Genomic DNA, 15,407 nt, shown 5'->3' on the forward strand with positions numbered 1-15,407 from the left:
GTGAGCGACCTTACGGCGGCTCGCCGGCACTCCGGGCCCCGTTCGCCCGCTTCCCTCGGCAGACCACCCGAACGGCCGCAGGGCGCCGACACCGTCGTGAGCAACTCACCACCCGGCGGGATGCCCGGTGGAAAATGGTCAGGCGATCGTGCGCACCCGGCGCAGCGCGAAGAACACGAGAGCCGCCGCCAGCAGGACGAAGAGTCCCGTCTCGATGCTCTGGAACGTCCAGAACCGGTCGCCCGGCTGGTACTGCATCCAGTTGTAGGAGCCGGGACCGGCCTCGTTGTTGCCACAGCCGCCGGGGCCGCAGGGCCCGATCTCGGCGCCCGGCGACACCATCTCCCCCGCCGCGTTGCGGACGCCCCGCGAAAGCACCCAGTCCCCCGAGGCCAGGTTGGGGGTCTGGTCGCCGTCCGGGGAGAACGTGAGGGTCTGCGCCGGCAGGTACCGCGGCCGGGCCAGGACCTCGATCGCGATGCGGACCACCGTGAAGCCGACCAGCGCGATCCCCATGGCGGGCAGGACCCGGTGCCAGAACGCCCCGGCGAAGACGCCCAGTGCCAGCGCGAACAGCGTGTACGCGATCGGCACGACACCCTGGACGTCGAACGAGATGTACCCCAGCCGGCCGGTGCTCGCCGAGACAAGCGGCCGGAACCACCACGACACGCCCAGCGCGTACCCGACCGCCAGCACCGCGGTGATCCCGCCGACCAGGCCGAACTTCACCAGCACCCAGTGCAGGCGGCTCACGCCCTGCGTCCACACGAGACGGTGGGTGCCCTGCTCGACCTCGCGGGAGATCAGCGGCGCCCCGAAGAACACGCCGACCAGCACCGGCAGGACGACGAACAGGACCGCGACGAACACCATGCCGCCGAACTGCTGCTCGAACTGGTGCGCCAGGCTCGCGCAGTGCGACACCGGCTCGGTCTGCGTGATCATCGACGCGCCGCCGAGCGCGGCCCGGCAGGCGGCCAGGCCGAGGCTGTCGTACTTCGCGTGCATCGCCAAGCCGGTGGGCACCATGATCGCGGCGAGCACGCCGAGGGCCACGAGCGTGAACAGCGCCTGCTTGCGGTGCTGGCGCCAGGTCAGCCAGATCATGCCGGCACCCCCCACGCTTCGGCCGTCACGCGGGCGTCGGCCTCGGCGAGGTGGGCCAGCACCAGGTCCTCCAGCGTCACTTCGTGCTCCGTCCACAGTGGATCGATCGGGCCGTCGCCGCGCTGGACCAGCAACGTCGACTGGCGTTCGGTGTGGCTGGCGCGGACCACCTTCGCGACACCCGCGACGGCCTCGCTCCCCGCCCGCGGGCCGACGAGCGTGCGGTGCGTTTCGAGGAGCTCGTCGACCGGTCCGGTCAGCTGGACCCGGGACTGCTGCAGGACCACGAGGTAGTCACAGCTGCGTTCGAGGTCGGCGAGCAGGTGCGAGGACAGCAGCACGGTCGTCTCGCTCTCGGCCACCGCGCCCATCAGCGCCTGCATGAACTCGCGGCGTGCCAGCGGGTCCAGGCTCGCGATCGGCTCGTCGAGCAGCAGCAGCCGCGGGCGCTTGGCCAGCGCCAGCGCGAGCGCGACCTGCGCCCGCTGCCCACCGGAGAGCTTGCCGGCCGGCTTGTCCGGCGGGATGCCGAGCGCGGCGAGCCGTTCGCGGGCCAGCGCGGCGTCCCAGCGGCGGCGGTTCAGCTTGCCGCCCATGGTGATCAGCTCCGCCGCGGTGAAGTCCCGGTACACCGGCGTGTCCTGCGCGACGAACCCGATGTCGGCGAGCACCGAGGTGCCGGCCCGCGGGTCGCGGCCGAACACCCGCACCTCCCCCGCGTCGGGCCGCAGCAGCCCGACGGCCAGGTGCAGCAGCGTCGTCTTGCCCGCGCCGTTCGGGCCCACCAGCGCGGCGATCCGCCCGGCGGGTACCTCCAGCGCGCAGTCCTGCAACGCCCAGGCCCGCCCGTACCGCTTGCCCAGCCCCTGGGTCTGCACGGCCAGCTCCATCACGGAACTCCCTATGACAGGTCGTGCGGCACCGGGGCACCGCGCAACGTGGTCTCGATCAGTGCGGCGATGTCGTCCGCCGTCATGCCCGCGGCTTCGGCCCGCTCCAGCCAGGCCAGCAGCTCGTCGCGCAGCCGCCCCTGGCTGCCCAGCGACGGCCCGGCCAGGCTGCCGGTGACGAACGTGCCCACCCCCGGCCGGCCTTCCGCGAGCCCCTCCAGGACCAGCTCGCGGTAGGCCTTGAGCACGGTGTTCGGGTTGATCGCCAGCGCCTGGGCCACATCCCGCACCTTCGGCAGCTGGTCGCCGGGGCGCAGCAGGCCGACCCGCAGCGCCTGCTTCACCTGGACGACGAGCTGCATGTACGTGGCGACCCGCGAGCGGCCGTCCAGGACGAACTCGATCACCCGGCACCTTCCTATTGTCTTACGACATTAAGACAACACCCGCGAACGCGGCGCTGTCAAGGAGCGCCCGCCGGGCATAGGGTTTCGATCGAGACGCACACCGGCACCGGGAGGCAGGCATGTCGTTGTTGGACGGACTGGGCAAGGCGATCGCGAGCGGGGCGATCGAGATCGTCGACCTCACCGCGCCGCTGAGCGCGAGCACGCCGATCCTGCAGCTGCCGGAACCGTTCGCCAACACCATCCCCTTCCGGCTGGAGGAGATCAGCCGCTACGACGAGCGCGGCCCGCGGTGGTACTGGAACGACATCCACACCGGCGAGCACACCGGCACCCACCTCGACGCCCCCGTCCACTGGGTGTCCGGAAAGGACGGCCACGACGTCTCGCAGGTGCCACTGAAGACGCTGGTCGCGCCCGCGGTCGTGCTGGACTTCTCGGCCAAGGCGGCCGAGGACCCGGACTTCCTCCTCTCGATCGACGACGTCCGCGCCTGGACGGCCGAGCACGGCCCGCTGCCCGACGGCGGCTGGCTGCTCTACCGGACCGGCTGGGACGCGCGCAGCGACGACCAGGAGCGGTTCCTCAACGCCGACGAGGCCGGATCGCACGCCCCCGGCGTCTCGCCGGAGTGCGCGCGGTGGCTCGCCGAGGAGACCTCGATCACCGGGCTCGGTGTCGAGACCGTCGGCACCGACGCCGGCCAGGCGCCCGCCTTCGAACCGATGTTCCCGTGCCACGAACTCCTGCTGGGCGCCGGGAAGCACGGCCTGACCCAGCTGCAGAACCTCGCCGCGCTGCCGCCGACCGGGACGCTGCTGGTGGTCTCGCCGCTGCCGATCGTCGGCGGGTCCGGCAGCCCGGCCCGCGTGCTGGCGCTGGTGGAGCGGTGAACGTCGCCGAGCTCGTCGGCCGCACGCTGGCCGGCCTCGGCGCGGGGACGGCGTTCGGCGTGGTCGGCAGCGGCAACTTCGAGGTGACGAACGCGCTGCGCGCGGGCGGCGTCCGGTTCGTCGCCGCCCGCCACGAGGGCGGCGCGGCGAGCATGGCCGACGCGTACGCCCGGATGAGCGGCCAGGTCTCGATCCTGTCGCTGCACCAGGGCTGCGGGCTGACCAACGCCGTCACCGGGATCACCGAGGCCGCCAAGAGCCGGACGCCGATGCTCGTGGTCACGGCCGACTCGGCCGGCGCGTCGGTGCTGTCGAACTTCCGCATCGACCAGGACGGGCTGGCCGGCGCGGTCGGCGCGGTGCCGGAGCGCGTGCACTCGGCCGCGAGCGCGGTCGCCGACACCGTGCGGGCCTTCCGGACCGCGCGCCAGCAGCGCCGGACGGTCGTGCTGAACCTGCCGCTCGACGTCCAGGCCGAGTCCGCGCCGTCGCTGCCCCCGCTACCTTTGATTCCCGGGCCCGCGCCGGTGCGGCCCGACGCCGACGCCGTGGCCGCGTTCGCGGACCTCCTCGCGTCCGCCGAGCGGCCGGTGTTCGTCGCCGGCCGCGGGGCTCGCGGCAGCCGGGATCCGTTGCGGGAGCTGGCTTCGCGATGTGGCGCGCTGCTGGCGACGTCTGCCGTCGCGCACGGCCTCTTCCACGGCGAGGAGTTCGCGCTCGGCATTTCGGGCGGGTTCGCGTCGCCGGCGGCGGCCGAGCTGATCGTCGGCGCCGACCTCGTCGTCGGCTGGGGCTGCGCGCTGAACATGTGGACCACCCGGCACGGGAAGCTGCTCAGCCCGCACGCGAAGCTCGTCCAGGTCGACGTCGAGCAGGGTGCGCTGGGCGCGCACCGGCCGATCGACCTCGGGATCGTCGGTGACGTGGCGTGCACCGCCGCCGACGTCCTGGCCGTGGCGAAGGAGCGGCAGGGCTACCGCACCGGCGAGGTCGCCGCCCGGATCGCGGCGGGCCGCTGGAACGACGTCGAGCACGAGGACCTCTCCCAGGGCGGCCGGATCGACCCGCGGACGCTGAGCAAGCTCCTGGACGAGCTGCTGCCCGCCAAGCGGATCGTCTCGATCGACTCCGGCAACTTCATGGGCTACCCGAGCGCGTACCTCTCGGTGCCGGACGAGCAGGGGTTCTGCTTCACCCAGGCGTTCCAGAGCATCGGGCTGGGCCTGGGCACCGCGATCGGCGCGGCGCTCGCCCGCCCGGACCGGCTGCCGGTGCTGGGCACCGGCGACGGCGGGTTCCACATGGCACTGTCCGAACTGGACACCGCGGTCCGGCTCGGCCTGCCGCTCGTGGTGATCGTCTACAACGACGCCGCCTACGGCGCGGAGGTCCACCACTTCGGCGACGCCGACATGACCACCGTCCGCTTCCCCGACTCCGACCTGGCCGCGATCGGCCGCGGCTTCGGCTGCACGGGGGTGACGGTCCGCTCGGCCGAAGACCTCTTCGCGGTGCGCGAATGGCTCAGGGGTCCCCGCACCGAGCCACTGGTGATCGACGCGAAGATCGCCGACGACGGCGGGTCGTGGTGGCTCGCGGAGGCGTTCCGGCACTGACCCGGCCTTGACAGCTCCCCCGGGCGGGCTGGATGCTGACCGAGTTGTCTTACAGTCGTAAGACAGTGGGGAAAGTCGTCCGAGGAGCCACCATGCGCATCTTCCGCACCGTCCTGGCCGTGCTCGCCGCAGCGACGCTGGTGGCCGCACCCGCCGACGCCGGCCAACCGAGACCACCGGACGCGGCCGGCGCCCTGCTGGCGGCGTTCGACACCCATTCGATCGTCGCGAAGTCCAGCCCGGACGTCGGAACGTTCCTGTTCGACCTGATCCGCGACCCCCGCTTCCCGGGTCGCGTGAACGACATCGCCGTGGAGTGCGGCAACTCGCGCCTCCAGCCGCTGCTGGACACCTACATCGCCGGTGGTGACGTCCCCGACGTGAGCCGGGTCTGGCGGGACACGACCCAGCCGAGCTGTGGTTTCTCGACGTTCTACGAGCAGCTCTTCGCCTTGGTGCGACAGGTGAACACGACGCTGCCGACGGCGCGGAAGGTCCGCGTGCTGGCATCCGACCCGCCGATCGACTGGAGCAGAATCCAGGCACCGGCGGACATGGAACCGTTCTACGACCGCGACGCGTCGATCGTGTCGGTGGTGAAGACGCAGGTGTTGCAGAAGCACCGCAAGGCCTTGATGCTGTTCGGCCTGGGGCACTTGACACACGACGGCGGCAGCGGCGCGGTAGCACAGCTGGAGCGAGAGTACCCGGGCGCGGCGTACGTCGTCGCGGACCACCGCGGGTTCACTTCGGACAACGCGCGGCTCGAGAAGAGCCTGGGGTCGTGGCCGTCACTGATTCCGCTCCGGGGTTCGTGGCTGAGCGCGCTCGACACGAGTCTCTTCCCGACGAACCAGGACTACCCGCCGGGTACTCGCGGGCATCCGGGCGTGGACGCTTACCTGTACGAAGGTCCGGCCGACCTCTTGGTGCGGGAGCCACTGTCGGCCCGGGCGGTCTTGGACACGGCATTCCTGAACGAGCTGCGGCGGCGGGCGGTGGCGGTTGATGCACCGCCGGACGGGCTCTTGTGGCCGGAGACGTTCTTCGAGCGGGAGCGTACGTCCGGGGTGCTGCTGCACGGTTAGTGGCTTGCGGTGCGGGCGGGTCTCCCCGCGTTCGGCTGGTCAGGCCGCGAACGACACGACGCCAGACGGACCTTTGTGACCGAAGACCTTCTTCGAGCGCGAGCGCAACTCCGGTACGGCTCGCGACGTGGGTGTAGGCCCGTAGCCGGTGGCTGCGGGCCTTCCCCATATTCGATTGGTCATGCTGCGAAGGGCAGTGGTTGGTGGAGGTTGTTGCGCCTGGGTTTTCGGCGCCTGTCCAGGAACACTGGCGGCAAGAACTCGGGCAATCCATCAGCGGCGATCCGTACCTGCCAACCCGAACGATGCAGCAGCCGGTGGTGATGGGCGCACATCAGCACCAGGTTGCCCAGTTCGGTCGGGCCGCCATCTGCCCAGTGACGGATGTGGTGCCCCTGACAGTGCCGCGGCGGGCGGTGGCAGCCAGGGAAAGCACAGCCGCGGTCACGCAGGTACAGCGCCCGGCGGATCCCGGTTGTCACCAACCGGCTCTGGCGGCCAAGGTCCAGAGGTTCACTCTTCTCGCCCAACACGGCGGGGATGAGTTTGCAGTCGCAGGCGTGAATCCGGGCTTCGGCCGCGGAGATGGTGCCTGTGTCGCCGAGGATGGCCCTGCCGACACCGGACTTCAGGTCCTCCAGAGAGACCGCGATCATCACGTGCGCTCGCTCGCCAGCCTGCATCGGCAGGTCCGGGGTGTTGAGCGCGAGGTTGATCGCGTCGGAGAAAGCGTCGCCGTAGCGTTCCTGCGGGGAACGGAGGTCTGGGCCCTCGTCGGTGGTGCGGCGTTGGGCCAGGGAGTCCAGCAGAGCGCTGGTGCGGGTGCCGGTCTCGTCGTCGAAACGGCCGTTCAGCTCCCAGACCCCGGATCTTCTGCGGCGCAACGACAATTCTCGGGTGGGGGTGGCCGGTTCAGCCTCGTCGGGTTCGGTGCCGTCGGGGTCGAGGTGGGCCACGATCCGGGCACCCAACGCTGCGACCTGCTTGTGGCCGGCGTCTTCGGCGAAGGTCAGCAAATCGCGTTCGGCGTCGTCGCGATGCTCGGGCGGGACCTGGGTGAGCGCGCCGACGATGGTGTCGATCATCGGATTGCTCAACCGGCCATCCAAGGCGGCAGTGCCGGTGGCGGGAGCTACCGCGGGGATCGGAGTGCCGTCGAGGTTGTGGCCGGGCGTGAGGGCCCGGGCTCGTTTGACCACGGTCTCGGCGGCAGACTTGGGAACATCAGCGAGGTGCTCGAAAAGCCTTGCTACAGAGCGGTACCCGAACAACTCCATCACGCCGCGCGACTCGATTTCCACGAGAAGCGAACCGATCTCAGCCTCGGCAGACCGCACAACAGTGAGCAGCGCAGAGACGCGATCGGCCAAGGCCACCGCATCCGCTTTCCACACCGTTTCGCTGTCCACACACCAAGATTACCGGCAGTCGAACGCATGGGCATCACACGATCAGGTGGAAGCGGCGGCGCGGCAGGGGCACCGTTGCGTGGGGAATCGGCGCTCCCGCACCGAGCAGGAAGCAACAACAAGAAGCGCCGATTTCCCACGCCCCGGCGAAGCCGTATCAGTAAAACTCAACCCACCCGATGCGAAACCCAAACATTCGGTTCAACGTAGACAGCAAAGTCCTGCGAAGCAGAGACGAACACCGGAGCAAGAGCACCCGGGACCGCCACAACACCGTCACGATCAAACGGCAACCCAGTCCAACCCCGCCAGTCGTCCACCGAAGCCTGGACAGTAGCCGAGCAGGGAGCGACAGCCTCGATCCGGCCACCAGCACGCACATGGGTCCGCAGCCAACGGTCGGCAGGCAAACCGTCCGCCCGCGTCTCAGCGACGTAGTCGCGCATCGGCGTCGCCGGAACCGAAGCCTTGTCCGGCGGACGAACAGGGATCACGAGCGCCCCCAACCCGGCGGCAGCAACGGCCGAGCGCATCCCCTCCAGCACCACGCGGGAATAGCCGCGGCCCTGGCACTCCGGATGCACGGCGATCTCCAGCGCACAAGCGGTGTCCGGAGCGACATCGTCGAGGGCATCCTCCGCAGCCCACACGGCGATCTCGTCCCAGCCGCGGGCAGGAAGGAAGCCACGACCAAGGAAAGGCACCATCACCCCGCGCGCGACCGGCAACTCGTCTTCGAGCAGCGCGACGACCAGGTGCGGCCAGCGGCGCACCACCCGGCGGCCGCGGACCAGCAGGCTCGTGAGGCTGCCGGCCATGAACTTCGGCGAGTCCGCCGGGTACGGGATCGCGTAGGCAGCCGAAGCGAGGTCAGGGCGCTCAGCCAGCGTCACGAGCACGTCAGCTCCCCCGCGACCAGGATTCCAGCGCGATCAACGTCTTCGTGCCGGTCACCTGGTGGTGGCGGCGGATCTCGTCGATCGTCTTCTGCAGGTGGGCCATGTCGCGCACCCGCAGCCACACCAGCGCGTCCGGGTCGCCCGCGATCGTGAACACCGCCTGGGCCTCGGGCATCCGCGTGGTCGTTCGCAGGATCTCGGCGACCTTCGTGTTCCCGACGAACCGCAGCTCGGTGAACGCTTCGATCCCCCAGCCCAGCTTCGCGTGGTCGACCTGCACGGTGAACCCGGTGATCACGCCGGTCTCCCGCAGCCGGTCGATGCGGCGCTTGACCGCGGCCGTCGACAGCGTGACGCGGCCGGCGATGTCGGACAGCGTCCGCCGGGCGTCCTCGCGCAGCAGGCCGAGGATCTCGTGGTCGGTCGCGTCGAGCAGCTCTTCGGTCATGCGCGTGAGCGTAACCTCGCGCAAAAAACCGAGCCAGCCGAAGCCAGATTACACCGAAGTTTGCGCGTGAACCCCGGATTCGCGGTCGGCTGTTGCGTGGCTAGGGTACGCATCGCACTGTGCCCCGAAGCACATCGACGCGAAGGGAGCCGCGCCGTGGAGACGTTCACGCTGGAGGACCGGTACCTGCGAGAGGCGGGAACCGTCCACCTGACCGGGGTGCAGGCCCTGGTCCGGCTGCTGTTCGACCGCGTCCGCCACGACCGCGCCCACGGCGGCGACCCGGCCGTGTTCGTCTCGGGCTACGAGGGCTCCCCGCTGGCCGGCTACGACCTCGAACTCGGGCGCCGCGCGAAGCTGCTCGAGAAGCACGACGTCGTCCACCGCCCGGGCCTCAACGAGGAGCTGGCCGCGACCTCGGTCATGGGCAGCCAGCTCGTCGCGGGCGCCGGCGGGCAGCGGGGCGTCACCGGGTTCTGGTACGGCAAGGCTCCCGGCCTGGACCGCGCCTCCGACGCTATCCGCCACGCCAACCTGGCCGGCACCGACCCGCGCGGCGGCGCCGTCGCCCTGGTCGGCGACGACCCGAACGCGAAGTCCTCGACCGTCCCGTGCGCGTCCGAGCTCGCCCTCGCCGACCTAGCGATCCCCATCCTCTACCCGGCCGACTCCCAGGACGTCCTCGACCTCGGCATGCACGCGGTCGAGCTGTCCCGGGCGGCCGGGGTCTGGACGTCGCTGAAGATCGTCGCCAACGTCGCCGACGCTTCGGGCACGGCGACCGTGAGTCCACAGTGGACCGCGCCAGAAATCGCCAAGGCTTACCGCCACACGCCGACATCGCGCCTGCTCGGCACGAGCCTCGCCGAGCTGGAACGCAGCCTCTTCACCGTCCGGCTGCCGCTCGTGCTCGACTACCTGCGCGCGGCCGGCATCAACCAGATCACGCGAAAGGGACCGGCCGACCGGATCGGCATCGTCTCCGCCGGTAAGTCCTATCTGGACCTCCAGCAGGCGCTGCGCGCACTGGGGCTCGACCCGGAAACACTGAAAAAGCACGGCATCCGCGTGCTCAAGCTCGGCGCGATCCACCCCCTCGAACCCGGGATCGTCCGCGAGTTCGCCGACGGGCTCGACGAGATCATCGTCGTCGAGGAGAAGCGCGCGTTCGTCGAGAGCGCCCTCAAGGAGGTCCTCTACGGCGTCCCCGGCGCGCCCGCGATCACCGGCAAGAAGGACCGCGACGGCCGGACGCTGTTCACCGAGCTCGGCGAGCTGGACCCGGACGGCGTCGCGACTGGCCTCGCCCGGCGGCTGCCCGAAGGCATCGCGTCAGTGGACGCCTTCAAAGCGCGCCGCCGCCGCGAGCGCATCTCCGTGCCGCTGCTCGCGCGGACGCCGTACTTCTGCTCGGGCTGCCCGCACAACTCGTCGACGAAGGTCCCCGAGGGCACGCTGGTCGGCGGCGGCATCGGCTGCCACACCATGGCCCTGTTCATGGAGCCTGACCAGGTCGGCACCGTCCTCGGCGTGACGCAGATGGGCGGCGAGGGCACCCAGTGGATCGGGATGGCGCCGTTCGTGGAGGCCGGGCACTTCGTCCAGAACATCGGCGACGGCACGTTCACCCACTCCGGCAGCCTCGCCGTGCGCGCGGCGGTCGCCGCCGGCGTGAACATCACCTACAAGCTGTTGTACAACTCCGCCGTGGCGATGACCGGCGGCCAGGACGCGGTCGGTGGCCTGCCCGTGGAGAAGGTCGCCGAGCTGCTGCTGGTCGAGGGCGTGAAGCGGGTCGTGATCACCAGCGACGCGCCCGGACGGCTGCGGCGCCGCAAGCTGCCCACCGGCGTCGAGGTCCGCGACCGCACCGAACTCCTTGCCACCCAAGAGGAACTGGCCGCGATCAAGGGCGTCACCGTGCTCATCCACGAGCAGGAGTGCGCGGCCGAGAAGCGGCGGAAACGCCGTCGTGGCAAGCAGGAGACGCCCGCGACCCGGGTCGTGATCAACGAGCGCGTCTGCGAAGGCTGCGGCGACTGCGGCACCAAGTCGAACTGCCTGTCGGTGCAGCCGGTGGCCACCGAGTTCGGCCGCAAGACCGCGATCCACCAGTCCTCGTGCAACGTCGACTACTCCTGCCTGGCCGGGGACTGCCCGTCGTTCGTCACCGTCGTGCCGACCGGGAAGAAGGAGCGCCGCAAGCTCGGCGAGCTGGCCGCGGACGACGTCCCGGCGCCGCCCGCCACCGAGAAGGACTTCACCGTGCGGATCACCGGGATCGGCGGCACCGGCGTGGTCACCGTGACGCAGATCCTCGCCACCGCCGCGGTGCTCGACGGGCGGCACGTCCGCACGCTCGACCAGACCGGGCTGGCCCAGAAGGGCGGCGCCGTGGTGTCCGACCTGAAGGTGACGGCGGAGCCGGTCGAGCAGGCCCCGAAGCTGGCCACCGGCGAGTGCGACCTGTACCTGGCGTGCGACGCGCTGGTCGGGGCGGACGCGGCCAACCTCGGCGTGGCCGACGCGGCCCGGACCACCGCGGTCGTCTCGACCACCGAGGTGCCGACCGGCCGGATGGTCGTCGACACGACGGTGTCGTTCCCGGACCCCGGCAGCGTTCTCGCGCCCATCGACACTGCCGCATCGCGCACGGTGTCGCTGGACGCGCGCGGCCTGGCCGAGGAGCTCTTCGACGACGACCAGTTCGCGAACGTGCTGCAGCTCGGCGCGGCCTTCCAGACCGGCGCGATCGGACTGCCCGCCGCCGTGATCGAGCGCGCGATCGAGCTGAACGGCACCGCGGTGGCCGCGAACCTGCAGGCCTTCCGTCGCGGCCGTCAGCTGGTGGCCGACCCGGACGCGCTCACGACGTCACCCGCTCCCGCACAACGAGTCGCGCAGCCCGCCGCGCGGAAGTTGGTGCACGCCGCGCCGGAGTCCGAGCTGGGGCGGCTGCTCGACGTCCGGGTCCCCGACCTGGTCGCCTACCAGGACGAGCGGTACGCGCGGGCGTACGCGGAGTTCGTCGAGCAGGTGCGCGTGCTGGAGGACGGCCCGACGGAGATCACCGAGGCCGTCGCTAAGCACCTGTACAAGCTGATGGCCTACAAGGACGAGTACGAGGTCGCACGCCTGTCGCTCGACCCCGCGTTCACCGCGGATCTCGAGGACCGGTTCGGCGCGGGCACGAAGTACGCCTACCGCCTGCACCCGCCGGTCCTGCGGGCCCTCGGGATGAAGCGCAAGATCAGCCTCGGCCCGTGGTTCCGTCCGGCGTTCCGGCTGCTGCACGCGCTGCGCCGGCTGCGCGGCACCCGGCTCGACCCGTTCGGCCGCGCCGAGGTGCGGCGGGTCGAGCGCGAGCTGATCGAGGACTACCGCGGCACCGTGCTCGAGGCCTTCCGCGCCGAAGACGCCGACCGGGCGCGGGTCCTGGCGCTGGCCGAGCTGCCGGACCTGGTCCGCGGCTACGAGGACGTCAAGCTCGCCAATGTCGCCCGGTACCGCGAGAAGCAGGCCGAGGTCCTCACGCTCGTAAGTAACTCACGCTCGTAAATAGCTCAGCATCGCCTGGGCTTCGTCGGGGACGCGCAGCTTCGCGCTGACGTCCCCGGCGTGCTGCCGGGCGGCGGCGGTGCCGATGCCGAGCAGCCGGCCGATCGTCGGCACCGAGTGGCCTTCGGCCAGCAGCGCGACGACCTCGCGTTCGCGCGCGTTGAGCGTCGCGACCGGGTCGCCGGGCCTCGGCCGGGCCAGCTGGACGGCGACGACGTCACGGTCCAGCACCGTGCCTCCGGCGGCGACGCGCTTGAGGGCATCAAGGAACTCGTCCGGCTTCCCGACGCGCTCCTTGAGCAGGTACCCGGCGCCGCCCCCACCGGCGGCCAGGAGATCGCCGGCGTAGCCGTCCTCGACGAACGCCGAGAGCGCGAGGATCGCCAGCCCGGGCGCGAGCCGGCGCGCCTCGAGGGCGGCCCGGAGGCCTTCGTCGGTGAACGTCGGCGGCATCCGGACGTCGACGACGGCCAGGTCGGGGGCCACGGCGTCCACCGCGGCCAGCAGGTCACCGGGGTGGTCGACGGCGGCGGCGACGTCGAACCCCTCGCTGCTCAGGAGCAGGACCAGCCCCTCCCGCAGCAGGGCGTCCTCCTCCGCGATCACGATCCGCACCACGGCTTCCTCCTCGCCTCCACGTCCTCTCCCTGCTTGGATGCACGGATCGGCCCCCGGAACCGGTTCAGCCGATGCCTGTGGTCCGGAACCGGGCCCGGTAGTCGCTCGGGGTCACGCCGAGGCCGCGCGCGAAGGCGCGTCGCAACGTCTCGACGGATCCGAAGCCCGATCGCCTGGCCACGACGTCCAGGGGATCGGTGGTGCGCTCCAACCGCTGCTGGGCGGCCTCCAGCCGTACTTGCTCGACGAACCGCGCGGGTGTGCGGCCCAGCTCTTCGCGGAACAGGCGCGTCAGGTGCCGCGCGCTGACCCCGGCGCGGGCGGCCAGGTCGTCGAGGGTGTGCGGCGCCGCCGGGTCGGCCGCGACGGAGTCGAGCACCGCCCGCAGCACCTCGGTGCGCGGGCGGCCGGTCTCCAGCCGGACGCTGAACTGCGACTGCCCGCCCGGCCGCTGCAGGAAGACGACCAGGTGCTTGGCGACCAGCCGGGCGATCTCGGCGCCGAGGTCCTCCTCGACCAGCGCGAGGGCCAGGTCGATGCCCGAGGTGACGCCCGCCGAGGTGATCACCGGGCCGTCCTTGACGAAGATCGCGTCCCCGTCGACCCGCACGCGCGGGAAGCGGCGGGCGAGCTGGTCGGTCAGGTCCCAGTGGGTGGTGGCGCGGCGGCCGTCGAGGACACCGGCCGCGGCCAGCGCGAACGCGCCCGCGCACACCGACGCCGTCCGGTTCGCACCGCCGGCGAGCCGCCGGATCTGCCCGACGAGCTCGGTGTCGGCGATCGTGCGGGCCCATTCGGGGCCGCCGGGGACCAGCACGGTCGCGCCGCGCGGATCCGCCGCCGCGAGGTCGAGGTCGGCGCCCAGCCGCGTCCCGGTGTTGGCGCGGACGTCGGCGCCGCCGGGCGAGGCCGTCTTCAGCTCGTACCGGCCACCGTGCTCGTTGGCCTCGGCGAAGACCTCCAGCGGCCCGGAGACGTCCAGCAGCCGGACGCCGTCGTAGAGCACGACGAGAATGGGGCGGCTGCGCACGTCAGCCCTGGCCGGACCAGCCGCTCAGCCGCGTGAGCAGGCGCTCCAGCACCTCCGGGTCCGCGGCCACCGGAGCGCCGGAGACCGGCTCGTCGACCAGGGTCCGGCGGTCCTGCCGGCGCGGCAGGCGCACCTGCTTCGCGTTCATCCCGCCGGGCAGCTCGAGCTCGCACCAGGTGGTGCGGGCCCCGCCGATGCCGGGCGTGACGCCCACGCGCTCGCCGGGCCCGGCGACCTTCGGCTCCGGGAGGCCGGGCACGTCGTCGTCGACCTCGACCACCAGCACGTCGGCGCGCAGCCGCAGCCGCAGCGTGACGAAGGCGGGCGCCCGGGGATCGCCGGCCTCGATGACGGTCTCGACCAGCCGTCTCGCGGTGGCGGTCACCTGCTCCAGCATCGGCATCAGGGACCAGTCGGTGAGAATCAGGCGGACGAACAGTTCCGTGACCGGCAACGCGCTCGGTTGCGCGACCAGCCGGATATCGTCCATCTGGGAGGTGTGCGCGCTCAAACCTGACCTTCCTCGCCCAGGTGCGGACCGTCCGGGTTCCCGCATTTTGCCACCCGGCCTCCGGCGGCACGGTACCGGTTGGGGTGGCGTTGCTACCGTCGGGCCCATGGGCGAAGTCGTCGAAGACGAGGATCTGCGCGCCGAACGGTTGCTGGACGCGCAGCGGAAGGCCGTCGAGCTCTTCTCGGCGGTCGAAGAACGCGGCATCCTCGCACCCGGCGTCCGGGAGACCGAGGCGAGCGACGCGATCCGTGACCTGGCCGGTGACCTGCTCGGCATCCGCCGCTACTGGCACAAGCGGATCGTCCGCGCGGGCGTCAACACCCTGCGCCCGTACCGCGAGAACCCGCCGGACCGGGTGCTGGGCGAGGACGACATCGTGTTCGCCGACTTCGGCCCGATCTTCGAGGACTGGGAAGCGGACTTCGGCCGCACGTTCGTCCTGGGCGACGACCCGGTGAAGCACCGGCTGCGCGCGTCGCTGGCACCGGTCTTCGACGCGGGGCGCGCGTACTTCGCCGCCCGGCCGGACATCACCGGTGCCGAGCTGTACGCGCACATGGTGGAGCTGGCGCGCGAAGCGGGCTGGGAGTTCGGCGGCGACATCGCGGGCCACCTGGTCGGCCAGTTCCCGCACGAGACGATCGACGGCACGAAGATCGACTCCTACATCACGCCGGGCAGCGACGGACCGATGCGACGACCGGACCGCAACGGCCAGACCTCGCACTGGATCCTGGAGGTCCACCTGGTGGACCGGAGGCTGGGGATCGGCGGGTTCTTCGAGCAGCTGCTGACGTTGGGCCCGGGCGCCGCGGAGTCGTAAGCGCCCCAATGTGGCCTTCGGTGCGTTCAACGCACCGAAGGGCCCCTTGGGTGCGTTGGACGCACCTCGAAGCCGTGCCGCCGCCGGACACCGCGGTCACGCAG

Annotated in this window: 14 protein-coding genes; 5 read left to right on the plus strand and 9 right to left on the minus strand. The window is 71.4% G+C overall.

Annotated elements, in window-relative coordinates; all coding sequences use genetic code 11:
* Window positions 1-138: 138 nt before the first annotated feature.
* Genes AB0C38_RS14195 through AB0C38_RS14205 form a run of 3 tightly spaced genes read right to left on the minus strand, consistent with a single transcriptional unit; the run spans window position 139 to window position 2,407 of the window.
* Window positions 139-1,110, minus strand: a complete 972-nt coding sequence (locus AB0C38_RS14195; RefSeq protein ID WP_360671891.1) for a transporter — start codon at window positions 1,108-1,110, stop codon at window positions 139-141.
* Window positions 1,107-2,000 carry an ABC transporter ATP-binding protein gene (locus AB0C38_RS14200; protein ID WP_360671893.1) on the minus strand — a complete coding sequence of 298 codons (894 nt, stop codon included), beginning with the start codon at window positions 1,998-2,000 and terminating at the stop codon, window positions 1,107-1,109. The genes AB0C38_RS14195 and AB0C38_RS14200 overlap by 4 nt, the downstream gene beginning before the upstream one ends.
* Before the next feature lie 11 nt (window positions 2,001-2,011).
* Window positions 2,012-2,407 carry a GntR family transcriptional regulator gene (locus AB0C38_RS14205; RefSeq protein WP_360671896.1) on the minus strand — a complete coding sequence of 132 codons (396 nt, stop codon included), beginning with the start codon at window positions 2,405-2,407 and terminating at the stop codon, window positions 2,012-2,014.
* 119 nt (window positions 2,408-2,526) lie between these two features.
* On the opposite strand from AB0C38_RS14205, the gene AB0C38_RS14210 reads away from it, so the two are divergent.
* From AB0C38_RS14210 to AB0C38_RS14220, 3 genes are all read left to right on the plus strand, one after another.
* Window positions 2,527-3,300 carry a cyclase family protein gene (locus AB0C38_RS14210; protein ID WP_360671899.1) on the plus strand — a complete coding sequence of 258 codons (774 nt, stop codon included), beginning with the start codon at window positions 2,527-2,529 and terminating at the stop codon, window positions 3,298-3,300.
* Window positions 3,297-4,916 carry a thiamine pyrophosphate-binding protein gene (locus AB0C38_RS14215; protein WP_360671902.1) on the plus strand — a complete coding sequence of 540 codons (1,620 nt, stop codon included), beginning with the start codon at window positions 3,297-3,299 and terminating at the stop codon, window positions 4,914-4,916. Before AB0C38_RS14210 ends, AB0C38_RS14215 begins: the two co-directional genes overlap by 4 nt.
* 92 nt (window positions 4,917-5,008) lie before the next feature.
* On the plus strand, window positions 5,009-6,004 hold the full coding sequence (locus AB0C38_RS14220) for a hypothetical protein (protein ID WP_360671905.1): 996 nt from the start codon (window positions 5,009-5,011) through the stop codon (window positions 6,002-6,004).
* A 179-nt stretch (window positions 6,005-6,183) separates the two neighbouring features.
* On the opposite strand, the gene AB0C38_RS14225 is transcribed toward AB0C38_RS14220, so the two are convergent.
* From AB0C38_RS14225 to AB0C38_RS14235, 3 genes are all read right to left on the minus strand, one after another.
* Entirely contained in the window at window positions 6,184-7,413 is a 1,230-nt protein-coding gene (locus AB0C38_RS14225; RefSeq protein WP_360671908.1) for a DUF222 domain-containing protein, read from the minus strand.
* A 167-nt stretch (window positions 7,414-7,580) separates the two neighbouring features.
* On the minus strand, window positions 7,581-8,312 hold the full coding sequence (locus AB0C38_RS14230; RefSeq protein ID WP_360671911.1) for a hypothetical protein: 732 nt from the start codon (window positions 8,310-8,312) through the stop codon (window positions 7,581-7,583).
* 1 nt (window position 8,313) lies between these two features.
* On the minus strand, window positions 8,314-8,760 hold the full coding sequence (locus tag AB0C38_RS14235) for an Lrp/AsnC family transcriptional regulator (protein ID WP_360671914.1): 447 nt from the start codon (window positions 8,758-8,760) through the stop codon (window positions 8,314-8,316).
* Between the two features lie 117 nt (window positions 8,761-8,877).
* On the opposite strand from AB0C38_RS14235, the gene AB0C38_RS14240 reads away from it, so the two are divergent.
* Complete coding sequence (locus AB0C38_RS14240) at window positions 8,878-12,318, plus strand: indolepyruvate ferredoxin oxidoreductase family protein (protein WP_360671940.1); 3,441 nt, start codon at window positions 8,878-8,880, stop codon at window positions 12,316-12,318.
* On the opposite strand, the gene AB0C38_RS14245 is transcribed toward AB0C38_RS14240, so the two are convergent.
* The 3 genes from AB0C38_RS14245 to AB0C38_RS14255 all read right to left on the minus strand — a co-directional run bounded on the left by AB0C38_RS14245 (window position 12,307) and on the right by AB0C38_RS14255 (window position 14,477).
* Window positions 12,307-12,933: a response regulator gene (locus AB0C38_RS14245; RefSeq protein WP_360671943.1), complete on the minus strand. Its 627-nt coding sequence runs from the start codon at window positions 12,931-12,933 to the stop codon at window positions 12,307-12,309. The genes AB0C38_RS14240 and AB0C38_RS14245 overlap by 12 nt on opposite strands.
* A 67-nt stretch (window positions 12,934-13,000) precedes the next feature.
* Window positions 13,001-13,966, minus strand: a complete 966-nt coding sequence (locus AB0C38_RS14250) for a DJ-1/PfpI family protein (RefSeq protein ID WP_360671917.1) — start codon at window positions 13,964-13,966, stop codon at window positions 13,001-13,003.
* 1 nt (window position 13,967) lies between these two features.
* A complete protein-coding gene (locus AB0C38_RS14255) occupies window positions 13,968-14,477 on the minus strand; it encodes an ATP-binding protein (protein ID WP_360671920.1) in 510 nt (169 codons plus the stop codon).
* A gap of 106 nt (window positions 14,478-14,583) precedes the next feature.
* On the opposite strand from AB0C38_RS14255, the gene AB0C38_RS14260 reads away from it, so the two are divergent.
* A complete protein-coding gene (locus AB0C38_RS14260) occupies window positions 14,584-15,303 on the plus strand; it encodes a M24 family metallopeptidase (protein ID WP_360671923.1) in 720 nt (239 codons plus the stop codon).
* Window positions 15,304-15,407 lie beyond the last annotated feature (104 nt).

Source organism: Amycolatopsis sp. NPDC048633, assembly GCF_040650695.1.
In the GTDB taxonomy this organism is placed as follows: Bacteria; Actinomycetota; Actinomycetes; order Mycobacteriales; family Pseudonocardiaceae; genus Amycolatopsis.